At 69.0% G+C, this 20676-nt stretch carries 24 protein-coding genes; 7 read left to right on the top strand and 17 right to left on the bottom strand.

Translation table 11 applies throughout. The features are described 5' to 3' along the window. Positions 1-71: 71 nt before the first annotated feature. The 6 genes from ACFU9P_RS06740 to ACFU9P_RS06765 all read right to left on the bottom strand — a co-directional run bounded on the left by ACFU9P_RS06740 (position 72) and on the right by ACFU9P_RS06765 (position 4238). Positions 72-884: an ABC transporter ATP-binding protein gene (locus tag ACFU9P_RS06740; RefSeq protein ID WP_384078076.1), complete on the bottom strand. Its 813-nt coding sequence runs from the start codon at positions 882-884 to the stop codon at positions 72-74. 192 nt (positions 885-1076) lie between these two features. After that, positions 1077-1958: a zf-HC2 domain-containing protein gene (locus ACFU9P_RS06745; protein ID WP_384078077.1), complete on the bottom strand. Its 882-nt coding sequence runs from the start codon at positions 1956-1958 to the stop codon at positions 1077-1079. After that, complete coding sequence (locus tag ACFU9P_RS06750) at positions 1955-2494, bottom strand: RNA polymerase sigma factor (protein ID WP_376378788.1); 540 nt, start codon at positions 2492-2494, stop codon at positions 1955-1957. The genes ACFU9P_RS06745 and ACFU9P_RS06750 overlap by 4 nt, the downstream gene beginning before the upstream one ends. 98 nt (positions 2495-2592) lie before the next feature. Continuing rightward, a complete protein-coding gene (locus tag ACFU9P_RS06755) occupies positions 2593-2724 on the bottom strand; it encodes a hypothetical protein (RefSeq protein ID WP_384078078.1) in 132 nt (43 codons plus the stop codon). Between the two features lie 357 nt (positions 2725-3081). Continuing rightward, on the bottom strand, positions 3082-3468 hold the full coding sequence (locus ACFU9P_RS06760; RefSeq protein ID WP_384078079.1) for a hypothetical protein: 387 nt from the start codon (positions 3466-3468) through the stop codon (positions 3082-3084). 239 nt (positions 3469-3707) lie between these two features. Next, the gene (locus tag ACFU9P_RS06765) at positions 3708-4238 is read right to left on the bottom strand and encodes a choice-of-anchor K domain-containing protein (RefSeq protein WP_384078080.1); all 531 of its coding nucleotides are present in this window, start codon (positions 4236-4238) and stop codon (positions 3708-3710) included. Positions 4239-4616: 378 nt separating this feature from the next. Here ACFU9P_RS06765 and tgmA point away from each other — a divergent pair, with 378 nt between their 5' ends. The 5 genes from tgmA (at position 4617) to ACFU9P_RS06790 (ending at position 8440) form a co-directional block, all read left to right on the top strand. Next, positions 4617-4928 carry a putative ATP-grasp-modified RiPP gene (tgmA, locus tag ACFU9P_RS06770; RefSeq protein WP_376378613.1) on the top strand — a complete coding sequence of 104 codons (312 nt, stop codon included), beginning with the start codon at positions 4617-4619 and terminating at the stop codon, positions 4926-4928. After that, on the top strand, positions 4925-5875 hold the full coding sequence (gene tgmB / locus ACFU9P_RS06775) for an ATP-grasp ribosomal peptide maturase (RefSeq protein ID WP_376378610.1): 951 nt from the start codon (positions 4925-4927) through the stop codon (positions 5873-5875). The genes tgmA and tgmB overlap by 4 nt, the downstream gene beginning before the upstream one ends. Further along, positions 5872-6996: an ATP-grasp peptide maturase system methyltransferase gene (gene tgmC / locus ACFU9P_RS06780; RefSeq protein WP_384078081.1), complete on the top strand. Its 1125-nt coding sequence runs from the start codon at positions 5872-5874 to the stop codon at positions 6994-6996. The genes tgmB and tgmC overlap by 4 nt, the downstream gene beginning before the upstream one ends. Before the next feature lie 231 nt (positions 6997-7227). Continuing rightward, the gene (locus ACFU9P_RS06785; RefSeq protein WP_384078082.1) at positions 7228-8067 is read left to right on the top strand and encodes a Scr1 family TA system antitoxin-like transcriptional regulator; all 840 of its coding nucleotides are present in this window, start codon (positions 7228-7230) and stop codon (positions 8065-8067) included. Beyond that, complete coding sequence (locus ACFU9P_RS06790) at positions 8057-8440, top strand: DUF397 domain-containing protein (RefSeq protein WP_384078083.1); 384 nt, start codon at positions 8057-8059, stop codon at positions 8438-8440. Before ACFU9P_RS06785 ends, ACFU9P_RS06790 begins: the two co-directional genes overlap by 11 nt. A gap of 86 nt (positions 8441-8526) precedes the next feature. On the opposite strand, the gene ACFU9P_RS06795 is transcribed toward ACFU9P_RS06790, so the two are convergent. The 7 genes from ACFU9P_RS06795 to ACFU9P_RS06825 form a co-directional block, all read right to left on the bottom strand. After that, the gene (locus ACFU9P_RS06795; protein ID WP_384078084.1) at positions 8527-9507 is read right to left on the bottom strand and encodes a threonine/serine dehydratase; all 981 of its coding nucleotides are present in this window, start codon (positions 9505-9507) and stop codon (positions 8527-8529) included. A gap of 459 nt (positions 9508-9966) precedes the next feature. Further along, entirely contained in the window at positions 9967-11046 is a 1080-nt protein-coding gene (locus ACFU9P_RS06800; protein WP_384078085.1) for a sensor histidine kinase, read from the bottom strand. Next, positions 11039-11803, bottom strand: a complete 765-nt coding sequence (locus ACFU9P_RS06805; RefSeq protein ID WP_384078086.1) for a response regulator transcription factor — start codon at positions 11801-11803, stop codon at positions 11039-11041. Before ACFU9P_RS06805 ends, ACFU9P_RS06800 begins: the two co-directional genes overlap by 8 nt. A 176-nt stretch (positions 11804-11979) precedes the next feature. Beyond that, positions 11980-12711, bottom strand: coding sequence for a VanZ family protein (locus ACFU9P_RS06810; protein WP_384078087.1), 732 nt, complete (start codon positions 12709-12711; stop codon positions 11980-11982). A 139-nt stretch (positions 12712-12850) separates the two neighbouring features. Continuing rightward, entirely contained in the window at positions 12851-13720 is an 870-nt protein-coding gene (locus tag ACFU9P_RS06815) for an SDR family oxidoreductase (RefSeq protein WP_384078088.1), read from the bottom strand. Continuing rightward, on the bottom strand, positions 13717-14526 hold the full coding sequence (locus ACFU9P_RS06820; protein WP_384078089.1) for an SDR family NAD(P)-dependent oxidoreductase: 810 nt from the start codon (positions 14524-14526) through the stop codon (positions 13717-13719). Before ACFU9P_RS06820 ends, ACFU9P_RS06815 begins: the two co-directional genes overlap by 4 nt. Before the next feature lie 173 nt (positions 14527-14699). Further along, positions 14700-15032, bottom strand: coding sequence for a winged helix-turn-helix transcriptional regulator (locus ACFU9P_RS06825; protein ID WP_376378580.1), 333 nt, complete (start codon positions 15030-15032; stop codon positions 14700-14702). An 83-nt stretch (positions 15033-15115) separates the two neighbouring features. Between ACFU9P_RS06825 and ACFU9P_RS06830 the strand changes: the two genes are divergently transcribed. After that, positions 15116-15538 carry an ester cyclase gene (locus ACFU9P_RS06830; RefSeq protein ID WP_376378577.1) on the top strand — a complete coding sequence of 141 codons (423 nt, stop codon included), beginning with the start codon at positions 15116-15118 and terminating at the stop codon, positions 15536-15538. Positions 15539-15623: 85 nt separating this feature from the next. Here the strand turns inward: ACFU9P_RS06830 and ACFU9P_RS06835 are convergent, their stop codons facing one another. Next, positions 15624-17093 carry a glycerophosphodiester phosphodiesterase family protein gene (locus ACFU9P_RS06835; protein ID WP_384078090.1) on the bottom strand — a complete coding sequence of 490 codons (1470 nt, stop codon included), beginning with the start codon at positions 17091-17093 and terminating at the stop codon, positions 15624-15626. A 232-nt stretch (positions 17094-17325) separates the two neighbouring features. Further along, positions 17326-18219, bottom strand: a complete 894-nt coding sequence (locus ACFU9P_RS06840) for an NAD(P)-dependent oxidoreductase (RefSeq protein WP_384078091.1) — start codon at positions 18217-18219, stop codon at positions 17326-17328. A gap of 180 nt (positions 18220-18399) precedes the next feature. On the opposite strand from ACFU9P_RS06840, the gene ACFU9P_RS06845 reads away from it, so the two are divergent. Further along, entirely contained in the window at positions 18400-18783 is a 384-nt protein-coding gene (locus ACFU9P_RS06845) for a winged helix-turn-helix transcriptional regulator (protein WP_384078092.1), read from the top strand. Positions 18784-18906: 123 nt separating this feature from the next. Here the strand turns inward: ACFU9P_RS06845 and ACFU9P_RS06850 are convergent, their stop codons facing one another. Beyond that, complete coding sequence (locus ACFU9P_RS06850; RefSeq protein ID WP_384078093.1) at positions 18907-19647, bottom strand: SDR family NAD(P)-dependent oxidoreductase; 741 nt, start codon at positions 19645-19647, stop codon at positions 18907-18909. 71 nt (positions 19648-19718) lie between these two features. After that, the gene (locus ACFU9P_RS06855; protein ID WP_384078094.1) at positions 19719-20588 is read right to left on the bottom strand and encodes a hypothetical protein; all 870 of its coding nucleotides are present in this window, start codon (positions 20586-20588) and stop codon (positions 19719-19721) included. Positions 20589-20676: the final 88 nt, after the last annotated feature.

Here is a 20676-nt window from a genome sequence, read left to right on the forward strand (position 1 = left end):
CGCCCCCCGAGTCCCTTCCGTGTCCCGCGTCCTGGCCGTGTCCCGGGCCCCGTCCGCCTCGTGTGCCGGTTTCACCAGGCACCGCCCCTGCCCCGCTCCGGCCGCATCAGCAGCGCCGCGTACCCCCGTTCGATCGGACTGTCCCCCGGGTCCTCCGGCCCGCCCGCGTCCGCCAGTTGGCCCGGCGTCCCGCTGAACACCGTCCGTCCGTCGGCCATGAGCGTCACATCCGTACACGCCGCCGCGACGTCCTCGACGAGATGCGTGGACACCACGACACACGCGTCTGCGCCGAGTTGGTGGAGCAGTTCGCGGAACCGCAGCCGCTGCGCCGGGTCGAGACCCGCCGTCGGCTCGTCGAGCAGCAGGATCCGCGGGTCGTTGACGATCGCCTGCGCGATCCCCGCCCGCCGCACCATCCCGCCCGACAGCGTCTTCATCCGCGCGTCAGCCCGGTCGGCGAGCCCCACGCGCTCGACCGCCTGCTGCACCGCGCCCGGTATCCGCGCCGCCGGAACCTCCTTGAGCCACGCCATGTACTCGACGAACTCCCGTACGGTGAACCGCCGGTAGTACCCGAACTCCTGTGGCAGATAGCCGATCCGCCGCCGCAGTTCCCGCCGCCCGCCGTGCGCCCCGGCAGGAGCGCCGAGCAACTCCAGCGACCCGGCGGCCGGCCGCAGTACGGTGGCGAGCGCGCGGATCAGGGTCGTCTTCCCGGCGCCGTTGGGGCCGAGCAGACCGTGCACGCCGGTGCCGAGGGCCAGGTCCAGGCCGTCGACGGCCATGGTATGGGCCCCGGCCCGTACCTTCAGTCCTTCGGCGTGGATCTCCCAGGCGTAGGGGGTGGGCGCCACTTCGGCCGCCGTCACAGCGCGCATCATGTGGTCACTTCCTCGGTCATCGTTGATGGCCTTTCGTTTCGAGTGCGTGTGTATGTGCGTGGGTACGTGCGTGTGTGAGCGCATGCGTGCCTGCACGCGTGAGTACGTGTGTGCGTGTGCGTGCGTACGGTTCGGTTGGGTTCGGTTCACGGCCGTACGGAAATGTCGGCGCCGGGGCGTCGGCGCCCGGCCTCAGCGGCGCGCCCCCACCACCGCGTACGCCCCCCTCCGCGCGAACACCACCGCCGCCCCCAGCACCAGCACCGCCCCCCACACCGGCAGCGCCTCCGTCCGGAGCAGGACCGGTGTACCGCTCGCCGCCACCGTCGGCGCCACGATCACCGCCGCCCACACCCCCACCAGCCCGGCCGCCGCCCGGGTCACCCCGACCAGCCCGCCGAACGCGAGCGTCCCCGTCGTGAACGCCAGGCAGGGCAGCAGCCATTGGGCGACCGTCGTACCGGTGATCCACCCCGCCACCCCCAGCAGCGAGATCACCACGACCAGCACGGAGGTCGTGCGCCGGAGCACCAGCGGGAGCCCGGCGCGCGGTGTCGCCATGGTGAGTTCGTACGCCGGATCGAGCCCCCGCGCCCAGGCCGCCGCGACACCCAGCACGGGCAGAACAGGAGCCATGAGCAGTACGAACGAGATCCGCTGTCCGCTCGTCCAGTCCAGGAACACCGCGAAGAGCGTGACGAAGACCGTCATGCACACCCACGGCACCATCACCGGCGACGCCCAGGCCGACAGCGTCAGCGCCCAGCGCCGGCGCGCGGGCATCGGCGCGGTCACGGGCAGCAGGGGCGCCAGTTCCGACCAGACGCCGTCGACCAGCGCGGTTACGGCAGGAGCGGCGGCCGGCGCGAGGTCGGCGAGCCGGGCGCGGCACACCGCACACGACTCCAGATGGGCTTCGAGCGCCCAGACCTCGTTGTCAGGAATCGCCGAATCGCCGTGCGCGTAGCGGGAGATGAGCCGCTCGGAGGCATGGTGCGCGGGCGCCGGGCCCGTACCCGTACCGGAGGCCGGACTCGTACCCGTACCCCTGCCCCAACGCTTGCGATTGCTCATGAAAGTGCCTCCCGCATGGCTTGCCGTGCCCGGCGGGCGCGGGTCTTGACAGTGCCCTCAGGCAGGCCGAGCAGCACGGCGGTCTCCCGTACGGTGAGCCCGTCGAGCACCATGGCCCGCAGTACGTCGCTCAGTTCGGGCGCGAGCCGCCGCAACGCGTCGCCGACCTCGCCGTCGACACTCGCCGCCAGCACCTCGTCCTCGGCGGCCGGCGCGGTAGTACGTACACTCCCGCCGGCCACCGCCTCGGGCAGCCGCGCGTGGTGCGCCCGCCGCCGGAACGCGTCGACGAGCCGCCGCGCCGCAATCGTCCACAGCCACCCGACGGCCGTACCGCCCACCGCCGCCCCCGCGAACGCGCTCGCCGCGCGCCACACCGCGAGATACGTCTCCTGCATGACCTCGGCGACGATCTGCTCGTCCGCGCACCGCCGCCGCAGCCGTACGGCCAGCCAGGGGGCGGTACGCCGGTACAGCTCCTCGAACGCGGCGCGGTCGCCCTTGGCGACGAGCCGGACGAGGCCTTCCTCGTCCAGCTCGTCGAGCGCGAGTGCCGCGAGTGTTCTCCTGCGTGATCCCACACCGGCAAGACGCGCGGCGGGGCGGCCAGGTTTTCGTGGGGGTGTGGGCTGCGTCACATGGGCGGTGGTACGGGAGTCTCGTCGAGCTGGACCACGATTTCAGGCACCTGCGCCCGCGCCACCGCCAGGTTGTGCCTCACGCGATCCTCCCCGCGCGAGTCACCCAGGGCACGGCGGGTGGACATGCACATCGCCGTTGATCGCCCCGGGAGGTACGGGACCGGCTCCGGGCACGGGCGCCCCCGCAGCCGTGGGCGCCGCCGCGTGCTCGCGCGCTGCTCCGGGCCGCCCCGCCCCGGGCGCGGCGGCCGGTGGGGGTGCAGGAGCCGCCTCGGGCTCGGGTGCGGGATGCCCCGCATCCCGTCCATTCCCTTGCGCGGCGCCGTCCACCTGTCCGCTTCCCCCATGCAGATGCTGTCGGTCGGTTACAACCAACAGGCTAGTACCGCCACCGCAGTTGATGTGGCAGGCGGCGCGCCGTACCGCTCGTACGGCACCGGCCACGAGATGGGAAGCGGCATGTCACCGCGTCGGTACGGGCGTCACAGCGTCGTCAGTACGACTGCGGCGAACGACATGACGACCACCGACATGGCGCAGAACGCGAGGTGTGAGCGCGGGTAGTCGTACCTCTCGCGTGTCACACCCTCGTCGATCTCGTGGGCCCACATCGTGAACAGCCTGCGGGTCGGGAACATCCCGATCGTCAGTCCGATGAGGGCGAACGAAAGCACGATGAGCATGGAGGCCAGTGTGAAGCCCTGTGCCCGGCCGACAGCGAGCATGCCGGATCCGCACAGTATCCAGATGAAGGGATAGCCCATCCGGAACTTCCGTAGAGGTATCCATAGCGCCATGGCGGACGAGTGGACCACGATGGCCGCCGCGGCCATCAGCCACAGCCACACGGTGGGAACGGACGCGAGCATGAACGCATCGTGGCACGTGACTGCGCCGCATTTCACTGCCGGGATCAGGCAGTCTTCACGGCGCGGCGCTGCATTGCCCTGACACGCCCTTGCAGGAAACCGCAGGGATCCGGAAACGTCCCGGCACCACACCCCGCATCGCCCGCAAGGGCACCGACTCCCTGGCCTTCACCAGCATCGCGTGCGCTCTCATCCGCCGGCGCCGGCCAACCGCATGAGACGGCCTGTACGTGATGTGGCTACGCCGGGCCCTGGTAGGGGGTGAACGAGGCCCTGAGTTCGGCCTCGTTGGGCTCCTTCGCGTCCTCGACACTGACGAAGTGCCTGGTGATCTCGCCGAACTGCAGGAAACCCTGGACATGCATGTCGTACCAGCGGCCCTCGACCTGCACGACCTGCTCGAACTTGACCTCTTCCAGCTCGACTGTGTCTTCCTGCGAGGGGCCCACGTTGGGCGTCTCGTGATGCTGGAATTTCAGCGGGCCGACGGTGCGCCTGTCCTTGTTCCCGAAGGCCACGGTGATGGTGAGTTCCGCGGTGAACATCGGGTTCGGCGGCATGGGGATCACGTGGTTGTAGTGCTTGAAGGAGCCGATCACGCTCGGGGTGCCGTCGAGCGCGACCTGGGTGGAGGCACCCTCGAAGACGTAAGCGCTCTTCACGTCGTCCGCGACGTCGCCCCAGGCGAGGCGCTTGGTCTGCAGACCGCTGAACTGTGAAGCGTCCACGTCGACACCCGTCCAGACGCCGCTGCTGAGGACATTGACCATGCCAGGAGTGCTCCTTCCCCGGGTTTGACCCGGTGAACTTTCCATCGGACTGGGGCAGTCGGTAACGCAGCCCTGACGCACCGTAAGCGGAGGCGCAGGGTGACCTAAATGTGAAATTGAGACAGATACGGCGCCGGATCCCGCTTGCGCCCGGGATTCGCCTTTGGTCGGCACGCGGCGCATGGATGTACCCGGCTGATCCGAGCCGGGTCGGCGGTCCGGGTGCTGATCGCTCTGCTGGGACTGGGCTGACGATTGCTCTGTCACGTTGCTTTCTGTAATGGATTAATTACGGAAAGGAAGGCGGATGCGTACGCTCCAACTGGGGCTACGGCTCGACAAGTCCCGTGTCACGTCGAACCCATCACGGAGGACGACATGTTCAACCACTCGGATCGACTCCCGACCAGTTCCCCACTGCCCCAGGGGCACGCAACGCCTGTGCCGTGGGGACTCCGGAGGATGGCCCCGTACCCAGCCATGGCCCCCGGCTACGCGCGGGCCGAGATCGATCCCACATCGCAGACCGCCCGCTACTTCGACCGTGACGGCCAGGGCATGGAGATGCCCGCACACGGCACCAGCACCGGCACCAACCCGGCCACCAACACCGGCAACCCGTCGGACGGGTCCGGGCCCGGCGGCTCCGGTGGCGGTGACCAGGACACCGGGAACGACAGCGACCAATGACCGACGTCGGCCCGGTGCTGGTCGTCACCATGATTGACGACCCTACGGCCGACTTGGTGATCAACGAGCTGCATGACCGGGGTGTCCCGGTCATGCGCCTCGACTCCGGGGACTTCCCTGCCACCTTGTCGGTCGCAGCCACGATCACTGAAGAGGGCATCAGCGGCACCCTGTTCACTCCGACCCGGATCGCAGACCTCTCGCAGGTCCGCTCTCTCTACTACCGGCGTCCTTCCGGATTCGCCTTCCCGCACCTCAACGAACAGGACGCGCGGTTCGCGGTCACGCAGGCCCGTTATGGGCTCGGTGGCATCCTCGCGTCCCTGCCCGGCTGCCTGTACGTCAACCATCCCCACCGCATCGGGGACGCCGAGTTCAAACCTTCTGGGCTCGCCGCCGCGGTGCAGTGTGGCTTCAAAATCCCCCACACGATGGTCACCTCCGACCCCATGGCGGCGAAGAAGTTCGTCAAGGACCACGGCCCCGCCGTCTACAAGCCCCTCTCCACCCCGTTGTACCGAGTGGACGGGGTGTCCTGCACTGTGGAGGTCGGCGAGGTCACCGCTGACCAGCTCGATGAGCGAGTGGCCGGCACCGTTCATCTCTTCCAACGGCTCGTTGACAAGGTCGCCGACGTGCGAGTTACGGCCATCGGCGACCAGGTCTTCCCCGTCCGCATCGACTCCGGTCTTCTGGACTGGCGGACCGACTACGCCAAACACTCCTACGGCGTCGTCCAGCCGCCGGACGGGATCGAAGCCGCGCTCAAGCGCTACCTCGCACACTTCGGCCTGGTCTTCGGCGCATTCGACTTCGCCATTGACCGCGACGGTGCATGGTGGTTTCTCGAATGCAATCCTTCCGGCCAATGGGCCTGGCTGGAGCCGCCCACCGGGCTGCCCATGGTCTCCGCCATGGCCGATCTACTGGAGCGTCGTCCGCAATGACCACCGACAAGGACCTTCGCGAAGCGCTGGCCGACCAGATCACGGCCAGCGGCGACCTGCGAACCCCGATGTGGCGTCAAGCCGTCCTCGACATTCCCCGTCATGAGTTCCTGCGTGACGGATTCTTCCGCCGGACGGACGAAGGTGGCCGTACGGGCTGGGTGCCGGTCCGTCCGGAGGATCCGGAATGGCTGCGAGCCTGCTACTCCGATGACTCGTTGGTGACCCAGATCGCCGGGACCGTGGTGCCGACCGATATGGAAGGCCGGATCTACCGGCAGCCGACCAGTTCGAGCACTCTGCCCAGCCTCGTCGTCCGGATGCTGGAGGAACTGAACGTCGGTAACGGTATGAAGGTGCTGGAGATCGGCACAGGTACGGGTTACTCCACCGCGTTGCTCTGTCACCGCCTGGAAGACGGACTGGTGACCTCCGTCGAGGTGGACTCAGACGTTTCCGGCCGTGCCCGAGTGTCCCTGGGGCACGTGGGCCACCTCCCCGACCTCATTGTGGGCGACGGACTGAAGGGCCACGCCGCGGGTGCTCCGTACGATCGGCTGATCGCCACCTGCGGGGTGCTGAACATTCCCGGGGAGTGGATTGAGCAGGTCAAACCGGGCGGACAGATCCTCGCCACAGTGGGCGGCTGGCTCTACTCCTCGGAGCTGGCGCGCCTCACCGTACGGGAGGACGGTACGGCGGCAGGACGACTGCTCGGGGGTGCGATCTCCTTCATGCTCGCTCGTCCGCAGACGCCGCCCCCGCTCGGAGTTCTGCCCGACATGAGCGAAGGCGAGGAGCGGGAAGCCGCCGTGGCGGGTGATGTGCTGGAGGACTGGACGGCACGGTTCGTCGCGCAGCTCGCCGCCCCCGGCGCTCAACGCTTCGGGTTGACGGGCGAGGAAGGCACGGTTGATGCCCTGTTGGACGTGAGCGGCCCGTCCTGGGCGGCCCTGCGTAACGACGGTGGACGGTGGTTCGTGAGGCAAGGCGGCGTCGAGCGGCTGTGGGACCGGATCGAGGACCATCTGATCCGGTGGCGCAAGGACGGAGCGCCGAGCCTGGACCGGTTCCTGATCACCGCGTATCCCGGAGGTCAGACGATCGCCTGGCCCGCCTGACGGCGCCAACGGCTCCCGCCGCGCCCCCGGCCGCAGTCGGCACCGCAAGGAGCGGTGAGTGACGGCGGTACGGGCAGTCGCGCTCGCGCGGTACGGCTCCCCGGGGCTGGGTTGACGTTCTTGGTGTCATGTCGCTTTCTGTGATGAATGCATTACGGAGTGAAGTGTGGGTGCGTACGCTCCAACTGGGGGCACTGCTCGACAAGTCGCCTGTCAAGAAGGAGCGTTGAAATGCGGCACGAGGACAAGCGCGAGACGCGGGACTACCTGTCCCCGCGCAAGCACTTCGGTCAGGAACTGCGCATCGCCCGCGAGGCCGCCGGACTGACCCAGACTCAGCTCGCTGACGGTGTGGTCTGCCACTACACACTGATCGCCCACTTCGAGGCGGGGCGGCGTATGCCCGTCCCGGAGGACGCGAAACGGATCGACCAAGTCCTTGGTACGGGAGGGCGGTTCTACCGGATGCTGCGGACTCTCGAAGAGGTCAAGTACGCGGAGCACTTCCGCGAGGCCGCCGAGGCGGAGCGCCTGGCGACCGCGATCCACGAGTATGCGGTCTCGCTGGTTCCGGGGATCCTTCAGACGACGGCATATGCGCATGCGGTGTATTGGGGCTTCAAGGTCAACCCGAACCCGAAGAGGGTCGACGAGCAGGTGGCTGAACGCGGCCTGCGCCGCAGCATTCTGGACAACCCCAGCACACCCATGATGTGGGTCATTCTTAGCGAAGCGGTTCTGCGGACGGTGGTTGGCAGTCCGGCTGTCATGGCAGAGCAACTCCGACACCTGGCACGGCTGATGCGCGAAGGCCGGATTCTCCTCCAGGTCGTCCCGTTCTCGGCAGGAGCCCACGCGGCCATGAGCAGCATGGTCACCCTGATGAGCTTTGATGATGCGCCCGATATGGCGTACATCGAGGGTGTCCTCTCTGGGGTGCTCTTTGACGATCCGCACCTCGTGCAACAGCTCCGACAGGCATACGATTTGACGAGGGCCGCCGCGTTGCCGCCAGCGGCATCCCTGGCCCTCATCGAATCGGTGGCTGAGGATTACGAAAATGACAGTTAGCCGCATTCCCAAGGCGTCGGCCCTCACTGGCTGGCGTAAGTCCAGCTACAGCGGTGGTGACCACGGCAGTTGCGTCGAGGTGGCCGACACCGTTCCAGCATCTGTCCTCACGGGTTGGCACAAGTCCAGTCACAGCGGGGGCGACAACGGCGATTGCGTTGAGGTGGCGGACACCATCCGCACGCCCTCGGGCTGGCGCAAGTCCACTCACAGCGGCGGCGACCACGGAAGCTGCCTGGAGGTCGCCGACAACGTCCCCGGCCTCGTCCCCGTACGCGACAGCAAGAACCCGGACGGCCCGGCCCTCACCATCCCCACCCCCGCCTGGACCACCTTCATCACCGCCCTCACCAAGAACGCCCCGAACGCCTGACCCGTACCCGTACCCGTACCCCTCCCCGTACTCCCCGCCGAGCCTCGCCGTCGTACCGGACAGCGAGGCTCAGCCCGGAGCAGTTGTCAGGACTTGTGGATGGGAGCGGCACCGACCCAGCGGTGGTAGGCGTCGACGTCGACGTTGCTGCCGCAGACGATGGTGACTACGTGCCGGTCGGCGAAGCGGTCACGGTCTTCGAGGATCGCGGCGATGCCGAGTGCGGCCGACGGTTCGACGACGAGGCCGGCGTGGTCGAGGAGCATCCGCATACCGGCGATGATCGACGCCTCCTGGACCAGGACGGCGTCATCTGCGACCAAGAGGAGGTCGTCCAGGACGGCCGGGATGGGACACCGGCCGGCGACGCCGTCAGCAATGGTGTCGGTCGAGTCGGTGGTGACGACGCGCCGTTGGCGCCACGAGTGTGTCATCGCCGGTGCGCCCAGCGGCTGGACGCAGATCACCTCGGCTTCGGGCGCCAGGGCCTTCACCACATGACCCACGCCGGTGGCCAGCGCCCCGCCGCCGAGGGCGATCAGGACGGTGTCGAACGACCGTGCGGTGTCGACCAGTTCCAGGCCGATGGTCGCCGCGCCCTCGCAGGTCTCGATGTCCAGGCTGTCTTCGACCAGCCGGATGCCGTCGTAACGCGCGATGGCCGCCGCCCGCTCGCGAGCCGTTTCGTGGTCGCCGTCCACCAGCTCCAGCCTGGCGTCCAACGCGCGGATGCGATCGAGCTTGGCCGCGGTCGCGAAGCGGGATGCTACGACGGTGACGTCGAGCCCCCGGCGGCGACCGGACCAGGCGAGGGCCTGGCCGAGGTTGCCCGCGCTGGCGCACACCACGGCTCGCGCGCCCTTGTCGGCGAGCAGGCTCGCGACCACCTCGGTGCCGCGGGCCTTGAAGCTGCGGACCGGGTTCGCCGTTTCGAGCTTGATGCTCACCGCGCACCCGAGGTGGGGCTCCAGTGCCTCGCAGCGGTACAGCGGAGTATCGAGAAAAACCGGGTCGATCACCCGGCGAGCCGCCCGGATCCGAGCAGTGTCAAGGCGCGTCTCCTGCACGACACGGCACCCTAGCGCCACCGACGCTGTTCGGTTTGGGCGGACGCCAAGACCTGTGCCGACGTGTCGCGCGGCTGCGTAGGCGTGCGCGGGGCGCATGTGTACCCGCGTACGTCCACAACGAGGATGGACTGCATCCGTTCCCGTGCCTCAACTGCGACAGCCGAGCCCATCTCGGCCCGGCCGGGGCCGCGCGGCGCGCGGCCGGTGTGTGCGGGACTACGCGGTGCGGGGGGCTCGTAACGGACGTGTTCAGCTACGGCCCCGACGGGGGCCTGGTCGACGTGGCTCGGCTGAGCTGCCCCGACTGTGGCACCAACGGGACGAAGGAGGCCGGCCGTGAGCGAGACGCGCGAAAACATCAGTCGCCCTCGTCCCGGCTGTGACGGGTCGAGAGCCGACATCGTCGCCGACATGATCCGCTCCCGTTCCACTGCCTCTTCACCACAGTGACGATGCCTACGGTGTGCCGGGGAGCCGGACTGTGGTGAGGAGGCCGCCGGCGGGGCGGGGGGTGAGGTGGAGGGTTCCGTTGTGGGCGCGGACGATGCTGTGCACGATGGCCAGGCCGAGGCCGACGCCCGCGTGTTCGTCGGTGCGTACGCGTTCTGTTCCGCGCTGGAAGGGTTCGGTGAGGGTCGGTACCAGTTCCGGTGGGAGCGGACGGCCGGTGTTCTCGACCCGTAGCACGCTGGTGTCGCCGTGTGCCTCGGTGTGGACCGTCACGGTGCCGTCGGCCGGGAGGTTGTGGACGATGGCGTTCTGGACGAGGTTCGTCACCATCCGCAGCAGGAGTTCCGCGGAGCCGCTGGTGCGGGCCGCCCCGCCGGTGACGTCGAGTGTGATGCGGCGCTGTTCGGCGAGGGGAAGCAGTGTTTCGGCGGCTTCTTCGGCGAGGAGGGAGAGGTCGACGCTCTCGCGGGTGAAGTTCCCGCGGTCGCCGCGGCTGAGCAGCAGGAGGGCCTCGGTGAGGTCGATCGCCCGCGTATTCACAGCGTGCAGGCGTTCGATGAGTTCGCCGCGGTCCCGGGTCGGGTCCTTGCGGGCGACGTCGAGGAGGGCCCGCGAGATCGCGAGCGGGGTGCGCAGTTCGTGGGAGGCGTTCGCGGCGAACCTCTGCTGTTCGGCGACGTGTGACTCCAGTTGTTCGAGCATGGAGTCGAACGCGTCGGAGAGTTCACGGAATTCGTCCTGGCGGCCCTTCATGCGGATCCGGTGGGACAGCGACCCGTTCCCGGCCGTGCTTGCCGCGTCCGTGATCTGTGTGAGTGGTGCGAGCATCCGGCCGGCGAGGAACCATCCACCCAGGAGGCCGAATATGAGCAGGAGGACCATCGCCACGGCCGCGGCGGGCGTGAAGGTGTGCACAAGGAGGTAGCGGTTGGGCGAGATCCCGAGCAGGCCCTTGGAGTTGTCGGGTACGTAGCGCAGCAGGAACATCCACACCACGGCCAGCAGGAGAGCGCCGGCGACGGCGAGGAATCCGACGTAGCTGAGGGTGAGTTTCAGCCGGGCGCTGAGCCCTGGGCGTCTACGCATGCGTACTGCCGGGGGCGGTGCGGTCCCTGCCGGGGGCGACGGTGTCCGTACGCGTGTCGATACGCGTGTCGATACGCGTGTCCGTACCGGTGTCCGTACGGGTGTCGATCCGGTAGCCGGTGCCGGGCACCGTGGCGATGATCCATGGTTCGCCGAGCCGTTTGCGCAGTGCGGAGACGGTGATGCGCACGGCGTTGGTGAGGGGGTCGGCGTTCTCGTCCCAGGCCCGTTCCAGCAGCTCTTCGGAGCTGACGACCCCGCCCTCGGCGGCGACGAGGACTTCCAGCACGGCGAACTGTTTGCGGGTGAGCGCGACGTAGCGTCCGTCGCGGAAGACCTCCCGGCGGAAGGGGTCGAGCCGCAGGCCCGCGATCTCGCGGACCGGGGGCCGGGCGTACGCGCGTCTGCGGTCGAGCGCCCTCAGCCGCAGGACGAGTTCCCGCAGCTCGAACGGTTTGGTGAGGTAGTCGTCGGCGCCGAGCCCGAAACCGGAAGCCTTGTCGTCGATCCGGTCGGCGGCGGTGAGCATGAGGATCGGGATGCCGCTGCCGGAGGCGACGATGCGCCGGGCGACCTCGTCGCCGGAGGGGCCGGGGATGTCGCGGTCGAGGACCGCGAGGTCGTACGAGTTGACGCTGAGCAGTTCCAGGGCGGAGTCGCCGTCGCCGGCGATGTCGGCGGCGATCGCCTCCAGCCGCAGACCGTCACGGACGGCTTCGGCCAGGTAGGGCTCGTCCTCCACGATCAGTACGCGCATGCCCGAAGCGTAAGCAGCACAACGTATCGCCGACGTATGCGAAGACGTGCGCGCACCGGGCACGCTGTGCAGACCAGGCACGCTGTGCACACTGGACACGGTGTGTACACCGGACACCGTGTGCACTCCAGTCACCGTGTGCGCACCGGACACGCTGTGCGCACCGGACACGTGGCTCAGCCTGCCGGTGTCGCCGCGGGGTGAGGCTGGTCCGACCGCGCTTCCGCCGTCGTGCGCGTAGTGCGCCACCAGCGGCGCGACGCCAGCCCGGCCAGCAAGGCGCCGGCGGCGTTGACCAGTACGTCGTCCACGGAGGACACCCGGTCAAGCCGCAGGACGTACTGTGCGGTTTCGATCAGGACCGAGCAGCCCGCCCCGAGCGCCAGGATCCGCGGTACGGACGCCAGCGCCGCGAACCGCATCGGGGCGAAGAACCCCAGCGCCGCGAAGATCAGCAGGTTGCCGACGATCCCGCCCGGCCCCATCGTGACCAGGTCCCGAAGCGGTACCAGGCTCACCCGGGCGGGGACGGTGCCCGCTCCGCCGCCCGGCATCATGGTCATCCACAGGAACGGCACCGTCCCGTGGACCATGCCCACCTCGGCCAGCGACATCCGCCACGCCGATGTGACGCCGGCGGCGCGCCGACGGTACGCCAGAGCCCACACCACCAGCGCGGCCAACGGCAGCGCGACCAAGGTGATGAGCACCACACCGTTGAACGTGTCGAAGCAGCCGTGCCACTGCCCGGCCATGCACCTCGGAGCGGACATCATGAGCGGCCGCCGCACGACGAACGCGCCGCCCGCCACGGCGAGGATCGCCAGGCCGAGGAGCACGACGCTGCGCGTGCGGCGGGGCGGTGCCGCCGCCGGCGCCGTCGCTGACAGAGGTGGGTTGTGGTTCATGCCCCCATTGGAGACGGGGGGCCGTTGCGGGGGCGTATGCGATTTTCGATACGCCCGCGATACACGCCATCCGCAGTGCGGATGAGCACACCCATGCCCACCCAACGCCACAACAGGCACACCAGTTACGGGACAGCCTTCAGCGGGACCGTTGTTGTGTGAGGAACGTTCGGAGTGACGTTGTGGGGTGGCCGGTCAGGCGCTCGATGTCGGCGGTGGGGGTGAACTCGCCGGCGGCGATGGCCTGGAACCATGCGCCGGTGAAGCGCGCCCAGGGTTCGGGCATCCCGGCTTGCGTGCGTGCGGCGACGTAGTCCTCGATCGGCGTGTCCTGGTAGGTCACGGGCGTGCCGGTGATCTCGCCGAGAATCGCGGCAACGTCGTCGAGGGTGAAAGCGTGGGAGCCGGCGAGAGTGTAGCTGTGTCCGGCGTGTCCGTCGGTGGCGAGGACGGCGGCGGTCGCTTCCGCCATGTCGCCGCGGGTCGCCAGGGCGGTCGGGGTGTGGCCGGCGGGCACGCGGATGATGTGATCCGGAGGGAGGTCGCCGATCAGCTTGTCGAACGACTCCAGGTACTGCGAGTTGCGCAGTACGGTGACGTCGAGCCCGGAAGCTGCCAGCTCCTTCTCGGTGTACTCGTCCCACTCCGTGGCCTGGGGGATCACAAAGGCCGACCCGGCACGGCGTTGCACAGCCGTGTAGTGGATGTGGCGCACCCCGGCCCGTTCGGCGGTGTGGATCACGTTCCGGTGTGCCGTCTTGGCGTCGGTGAACGATCTCGCCGAGATCAGAAGAAGCTTCTCCACGCCGTCAAAGGCTCTTTCGAGGCCGTCCGGGTCCTCGTAGTCGCCGTACCGTACGGAGACTCCGCGCCCGGCGAGATCGGCGAGCGCCTCGGGTCGGCGGGCCAGAGCCGCGACACGGCCGACGGGCACCCGTTCCAGTAGGAACTCGACGACGTGGCGTCCGAGCGCGCCGGTGGCGCCGGTGACCATGATGAGCCCGCTCATGCCTCGGCTCCCGCTCGTGCGTCCGCTCCTGTTGTCGCGGCCGGCCGGCCCGGTACGAAGGGAACGGTGTCGGGCGCCTCGCGTCGCGCCGCGAGAATCGCGCGCGCGGCATCGCCGATGGGGATGCGCAGCGGGAGCCGCGACGACTCGGCGGCGTCGGCGACCTCGGCGGCGGCCTGCTCAGGCGTGATCATCCCCGCCCTGGCGCCGCCGTTGTTGTCCGGCGCGGTGATCGCGTGGTACGGGTCGTCCGGAAGCGCGTAGCTGGTCACGTCGTCCAGCGCTCCCGAGCTGACCATTCCCGGCTCCAGCAGGGCGGCTTCGAGCCCGAACGGCGCGATCTCGATGGCGAGTGCCTCGACCAGCCCTTCGAGCGCCCACTTGGTCGCCTGGTAGGCGGCACCGGGGGGTGCGACGATGCGCCCGACGACGCTGGACATGAACAGCAGCCGGCCGTTCCCGCGCGCCCGCATGGCGGGGAGGACGGCCTGGGCCACCCGGAGCGAGCCCACCGTGTTCAGGTCGAACAGTTCCGCCAGCTTCGCCGGGGGCGTGGCTTCCACCGCGGCGTAGAAGATCACTCCCGCGTTCGAGACCAAGATGTCGACCTCACCGGCGTTCCGGACCGCCGCGGCGATGCTCTCGGCGTCGGTGACGTCGAGCGGCAGCCGCTGATCGACGTCGAGATCGGCGAGCGACCGGGGATCACGCGCGGTGGCCACCACTCGGTGACCCCGACGCGCGAACTCGGAGGCCGTCGCGCGGCCGATGCCCTTTGACGCCCCGGTGATCAGTACTGATGCCATGACTTCTCCTCAACAGGTTTGACTTTCGAACTCACCCTCCATGGGTACCGTAACACCAAGTTCGAAAGTCAGACTAACCATCGGACGGCCGACCAGCCCGCCTGCCCGGCCGGCTACCGCGGACTCACCGCAGGTTTCACCGTGCGGGGCACGGCCTCAAAAGGCGCACGGCCTTAAAAGGCGTAGTTCTCGCCCCAGATCTCCAGCTCTCGGAGCACCGGCGCGATGGCCCTTCCGGCGTCGGTGAGGACGTACTCGTCGCGCGGCGGGTGCTCGCAGTAGCGGCGGCGGGCGATCACGCCGGCCTCTTCCAGTTCGCGCAGTCGGCTTGTGAGCCTGTCCCGGGGGGCGCCGGTCCTGGCCTGGATGTCGTTGAAGCGATGGATGCCGCGGGACAGGTCGCGGAGTACGAGCAGGGACCACCGGTCGCCGACGATGTCCAGCGCGGCGGCTATCGGGCAGCCGCGACCGCCGCCGGCCTCAATGGATTTGCTTTTCAGACTCACGTTCCCTAGCGTAACCGACCGGCTAGGTTTGATTATCGTACTGACGCCGGGGGACGCACCACTTCCGACGAGGAGATTGCACGATGTCCGTGGATGGCACGACCGAGGCCGAGGCGCTCGTCCGGCGCTTCTACGAGCCGCTGAGCACCGGTGAGACGGATCTCGTTGACGAGGTGCTCGCACCGGAATGGGAAGCCCTTCCGGCCCTGCACGCCGGCCCTGGCCGCGACGGATGGAAGGCGACCACTGCCTATCTGCGCAGCGTCCTTGGGGACCTGGATTTCACCATCGAGGATGTCATCGTCGCAGGTGACCGGGTGGCCGTACGATCCGTCACGCGCGGTACGCACCAAGGTGAGCTGCTGGGCATTCCGGCCACCGGCCGCCAGGTCGAGATCCGCGCCTCCGACTACCACCAGGTCGAGGGTGGCCGCATAGTCCGAAGCTGGCACCTGGAGGACTACTACGGCGTCGTCCAGCAACTGAGCGCCGGAAACAACGCTTGAACGCCGGGAACCACGCTTGACGGTGCCGGCGTGTGGCGCTTGACGGTGGGCCCGGCGGGCCCCGAAGGCCCGCCGGGCGTGTCACTCAGCGGAGGCGGTCGAGCTGGAAGTAGTCGATGTTGAAGTTCTGGTACGCCGCCGGGTCCATCCGGACCGTGAACTCATGCGTGCCCTTCGACAGACGCTGGGCCGCGGCAACCGGCTGCGTCTCGAAGGCGTCGTGCGAGGTGGTGGTCATGACGTCCACCGGTTCGCCGGTCGTGGCATCGTCGAAGGTCAGGGTGAGCTTCCCGGCCGGCCGGTACGGGGACGAGACCCGGGCCGACACCGCGTACGTGCCCGAACTGGGAACGTACACCGAGTACTTGACCCACTCCCCGCCACGGATCCAGCACATCACCAGCGCTCCGGCCTGGTCGCAGAGGTCGACGCCCTCGTACTTCCGCGCGGCTCCGCCCCGGTTGTCGTCCTCCTGGTCGTGGTAGCCCGCGTCCTTCCCCTCGGTGGAGTAGTCCTCGGCCTGTACCCGGACCGTTCCCGCGGGAAGGGTGGGCCACTGCGCGTCCTTGCCGTGCGGGTGCCGCGACTTCAGCCAGCTACGGAGCTGCTCCTGGTTGTCCGTCTGGATCATGGAGGCGCCGTGCCGGTCGACCACTGTCCGCCAGCCGCGGGCGGGGTCGATCAGGGAAGCCTCATCGGTGTAGCCGGCGGCCAGCCCGTACCACATGGTGTTGACCCAGACACGGCCCTCCGCCTGTGCCCGGCGGACCGCGGCGGGCTGGATCTGCGGGTCGGTGAGCCGGTCGAAGATCAGCTCGTACGACTGCGGCCGGCGGCCGGTGAAGGCGCCGACGCTGGCGGCGTTCGCGTCGTCGACCACATGGCTGTAGAGAATGCCGGGGTCCTTGCTCAGGAACGCCTCGACCTCCGCGACCGGAGCGGAACTCTTGAAGATGGCGTGGTCCAGGGTGCCGGTACTGACCAGCAGGTCGTACTCCTGCTCCCGGAAGGCCCAGCCCTTGTCGAGATTGACCATCGCCCGGTTCTTGACGGTCGCCAGCGCTTCGGCGAGCGTGGGAACCCGGTCGTCGGTCAGCGCCGCCTGGCTCCCGCCGAGGCCGGCCCGCAGGCGCAGGTCCTTGATCTGGACGAGTGTCAGGTCCGAGACGTTTCCTGTGCCGTTGGTGGTGCGGTCGACGGATGTGTCGTGCATGAGGACCAACTGCCCGTCCTTGGTGCGCTGTACGTCGATCTCCACGACTTCGGCGCCCTTGTCCACCGCGAAATCGATGGCCCGGAGCGAGTTCTCCGGCGCGCCTCGCCAGTAGCCGCGGTGTGCCACGACCATGACGTCGGCGCCGGGTCTGTGATCGAGGTACTCGTCATATATCCGGTCGATGGCGGGGCGCGGTTTCGCGGGGTGGGCGGGGGCGGCGGGGGCCGCCGGGGTGGCGTCCGCTCCCGCCTCGACGAGACGGGGAGCGCCCCAGACAGCGGTAACGGTCAGTACGGCGGCGGCTGCCGCGCTGGTCAAAGACTTCCATCCGGTGCGCATGGTGCGGACAACTCCTGGAGTCGTGAGATCCGTTGAGATCCGTTGAGATCAGTACCGAGCGTTGAGATCAGTACCGAGCAAGGATGTCCACTTTGTGCGGGAGACCGGTGAACACGCCAACTACCGCATGAGGCGGCCGTTAACGTTCGAGGAATCCTGTGACCAGGGGGAAGACGGGAAAGAACCCTCACCGGAGCGCCGCCCACGCCGGCGCCGCCCGCCGCAGCCTCCTTCACCCCGCCCGCTGGTCCGCCTGCTTGATGCTCTCGATGATCCGGGCGAAGCCCTCCTCCCCGTGGCCCGCGTCGATCTGACGCTGGATCAGCCCCTGCACCACGGCCACCATCTCCGTACCGATGCCCTGGTCGGAACTCGCGGCCAGCAGATCACCGAGGTCGGAGAACACCAGACTCTGCTGTCCTTCGACCGCGTAGTCCCCGCCGTCGATGACCTCGGCGAACCCCTGAAACGCGCCGGTCATCGCCGTCAGCCAGGGCGCGGCCATGCCGGCGAACTCGCCCGCCGTCATACCGGCCGGCGCGACCATCGCGGCGCCGTGCATGAAGCCGGCGAACATGACGTACATGCTCGCGAGCAGGGCGAGGTCGTACAGCGACGCCAGCCCGGCATCCTTGCCGAAGTAGGTACTGGTACCCCACAGGTCGAGCAGCGGCTTGTACTGCTGGAAGACATCGAGCGATCCGCTGTACAGGATCGATGACCCGGGCCGGCCGATCATGGGCGGTACGGCCATGATCCCGCCGTCCAGATACGCGGCCCCGGCACCGGCGGCCCAGTCGGCCAACTCCCGTGCCTGGGCCGGTGTTGTCGTGGTTACGTTGATCAGGGTCCGCCCGGCCAGCTCCTCCGAGAGCGGATCGAGCACCTCATGGACCGACGCGTGGTCCAGCAGGCACACGATCACCAGTCGGCCGGCCCGGACCGCGTCACCGGCCGTGGCGGCGGCCTCCGCGCCCTGGGCGACAAGATCGTCCGCCTTCCCCGGCGAGCGGTTCCAGACCGTTGTCGCGCACCCGGCCTTCACCAGGGCGGCCCCGAGGGCGCTGCCCATCGCGCCCAGCCCGAGAAGACTCACCCGGACGCTGTCGTTGTCGTTGGTCGTCATTGTTGGGCTCCCCCTCGTGTTCGTCCCTCGACTGGATCCTCTCGGCTGCCAACAGCGTTGACCAGTACGGACTAATTAGTCAGGTACTCACTCATTGGTAAGTACGGTGGGTACTTGGTAAGTACGGTTGGACAGTACGTGCGGACGTGCGTGCGTACGGACGTACGGTTGGAGGGGCGGATGGCGACATCAGCACGACGTGGTCCTTACTTCTGCGGCATCGACGCGGCGATGGACGTCGTGGCCGGCAAGTGGAAGTCGTTGATCCTCTGGGAGCTGCATCACCACGGGACCCGCCGGTTCGCCGAGCTTCGACGCGGTCTGCCGGGCGTCAGCGAGAAGATGCTGATCCAGCATCTGCGGGAGATGGAAGAGGACGGGCTCGTGCATCGCGAGGTGTACCGCCAGGTGCCGCCGAAGGTCGAGTACTCCCTGACGGAGCACGGCATCTCGCTCAACGCGGCCCTGGCGCCCCTGGGAGAATGGGGCGCCGAACGCATGAGGCGGATCGGGGCCGAAAAGGTCCCCGTCTCCACCGAAGTTGCCACGACAGCTGGGCGGTAGGAGCGGATGATCCGGGATCTTTGCAACGTACGCGAAGTGCCGCCGGCGTACCGACCGCTGCCCCGCCAACTGCCGCTCGGCCAGGCCTGATTGCCCGCCTGATTGCCCGCCCGCCTGATGGGCTCACCGCCCGCCGGCGACCCGTAGCACCGCACCCGTGGTGTACGAGGCATCCGCCGACAGCAGCCAGGCGATCGCGGCGGCGATCTCGGCCGGCTGGCCGGGGCGGCGGAGGGGGATCCCGGGGGCGACCCGCGCCGGGCGGCCGGGGTCACCCATCGTCGCGTGCATGTCGGTGTCGGTGATGCCGGGGGCGACCGCGTTGACGCGGATGCCGTCCGGGCCGAGTTCCTTGGCGAGGCCGATGGTCAACGCGTCGGTGGCGGCCTTGGTCGCGGCGTAGTGGACGTACTCGCCGGGGCTGCCGAGCGTGGCCGCCGCGGAGGAGACGTTGACGATGGCGCCGGTTCCGCGCGGCGCCATGTCGCGGGCGGCGCGGCGGCAGCAGAGCAGATAGCCGAGGAGGTTGACGTCGATGACCCGGCGCAGGTCCTCGGTGCGGGCGTCGGCGAGCCGGGTGAGGGGGCCGGTCACCCCGGCGTTGTTGACCAGGCCGGTGACCGGGCCGAGTTCGGCCGCGGCGGTGTCGAACAGCCGCTCCACGTCAGCCTCTTCGGCCGTGTCCGCCCGTACGGTCACACACCGCGCCCCGCCCGCGCGCACCTCCGCCGCGACCTGCTCGGCGGCCGCGCCGTCCCGTACGTACCCCAGCACCAGGTCATGCCCCTCGGCAGCCAGCCGGACGCAGGTCGCCGCGCCGATACCGCGGCTGCCGCCGGTGACGACGGTGACGGGACGTGACACGGGTTGCCTCCTGAGATCGCTGCTACGCACGTGGTACCCCGCCACGCGCCCGGATTATCTGGGCGCCCTGATTATCCGTGCGCGCCCCCGCCGGACCCCGGGCCCGAGCGCTTCCGATGCACGTGCGGGGGTGGCAGGCGGCGGATCCGGTTCAGGCGTCCGGCGAGCAGGTCCTTGTGGGTGAGGACGAAGTCGCCGTTGAGCAGGGGGCGTTCGCCGAAGTAGGCGCCCATGACGGTGTCGGGGAGAAAACCGCGCAACTCGTGGCGCATGCGGGGCGGGTAGCTGACGGGCTCGCCCCAGCCGTCCGGGGCTTCGTCTGTTCCGTAAAGTACCCAGTGATCCGCGGGCACCTTGCCCTTGAGGTCCGGCGGCTCACCGGTGTGGCAGTCCAGGGCCGGCAGGGTCAGCCGGTTCGGGTACATCGGCTCGTACCACATGAGCAGCGGCTTCGCCTGTTCCGCCGCCGCGTTGTCGAAGCAGCACACGGCTATGGGGTACCCCGGGTAGTGGTCGGCGTAGAACTCCAGCAGCAGAGGGTTGAGCCGGGGACGCCGGTGCGGCGGGACCTGTGCGAGGGCGGCGTGCAGCAGCGTCGGGTCGGTGGCGAGAAGCACGGTGTAGATGTCGTGGTCGAAAACCTCGACCCGGCCGCTGTCGTCCGAGCCCATCAACGCGACGCCGGACCGCGTCCCGGCGACGGGCCGTACGGCGTCGACCATACGGCTGAGGACATCGGAACTGCGGCCCACCGGAATGAAGTTCGCCCGGCTCATCCGCCGAGCCGGGAGGTGCAGGAGCATGGCGTTGGGGCCATCCGCGAGATTCACCGCGGTGTTCTGGTAGCCCAGCACATGGATCAGCCCATGCGTGTCATGGCGCAGCCGCCCGGCGTACAGGGTGGTGCCGGAGAACTCGGCCTGATCCATGGATACGCACATGGGCCTACGCTAAACGTCCGCGTCCGCGGCCTCGGGCGCGGGCGTGCGCCGGGCCTGTGCTCGGCGGTCCGGCGTCGCGAGCGGGGAG

The sequence above is a fragment of the Streptomyces sp. NPDC057617 genome (genome assembly GCF_042800555.1).
Classification (GTDB): domain Bacteria; phylum Actinomycetota; class Actinomycetes; order Streptomycetales; family Streptomycetaceae; genus Streptomyces.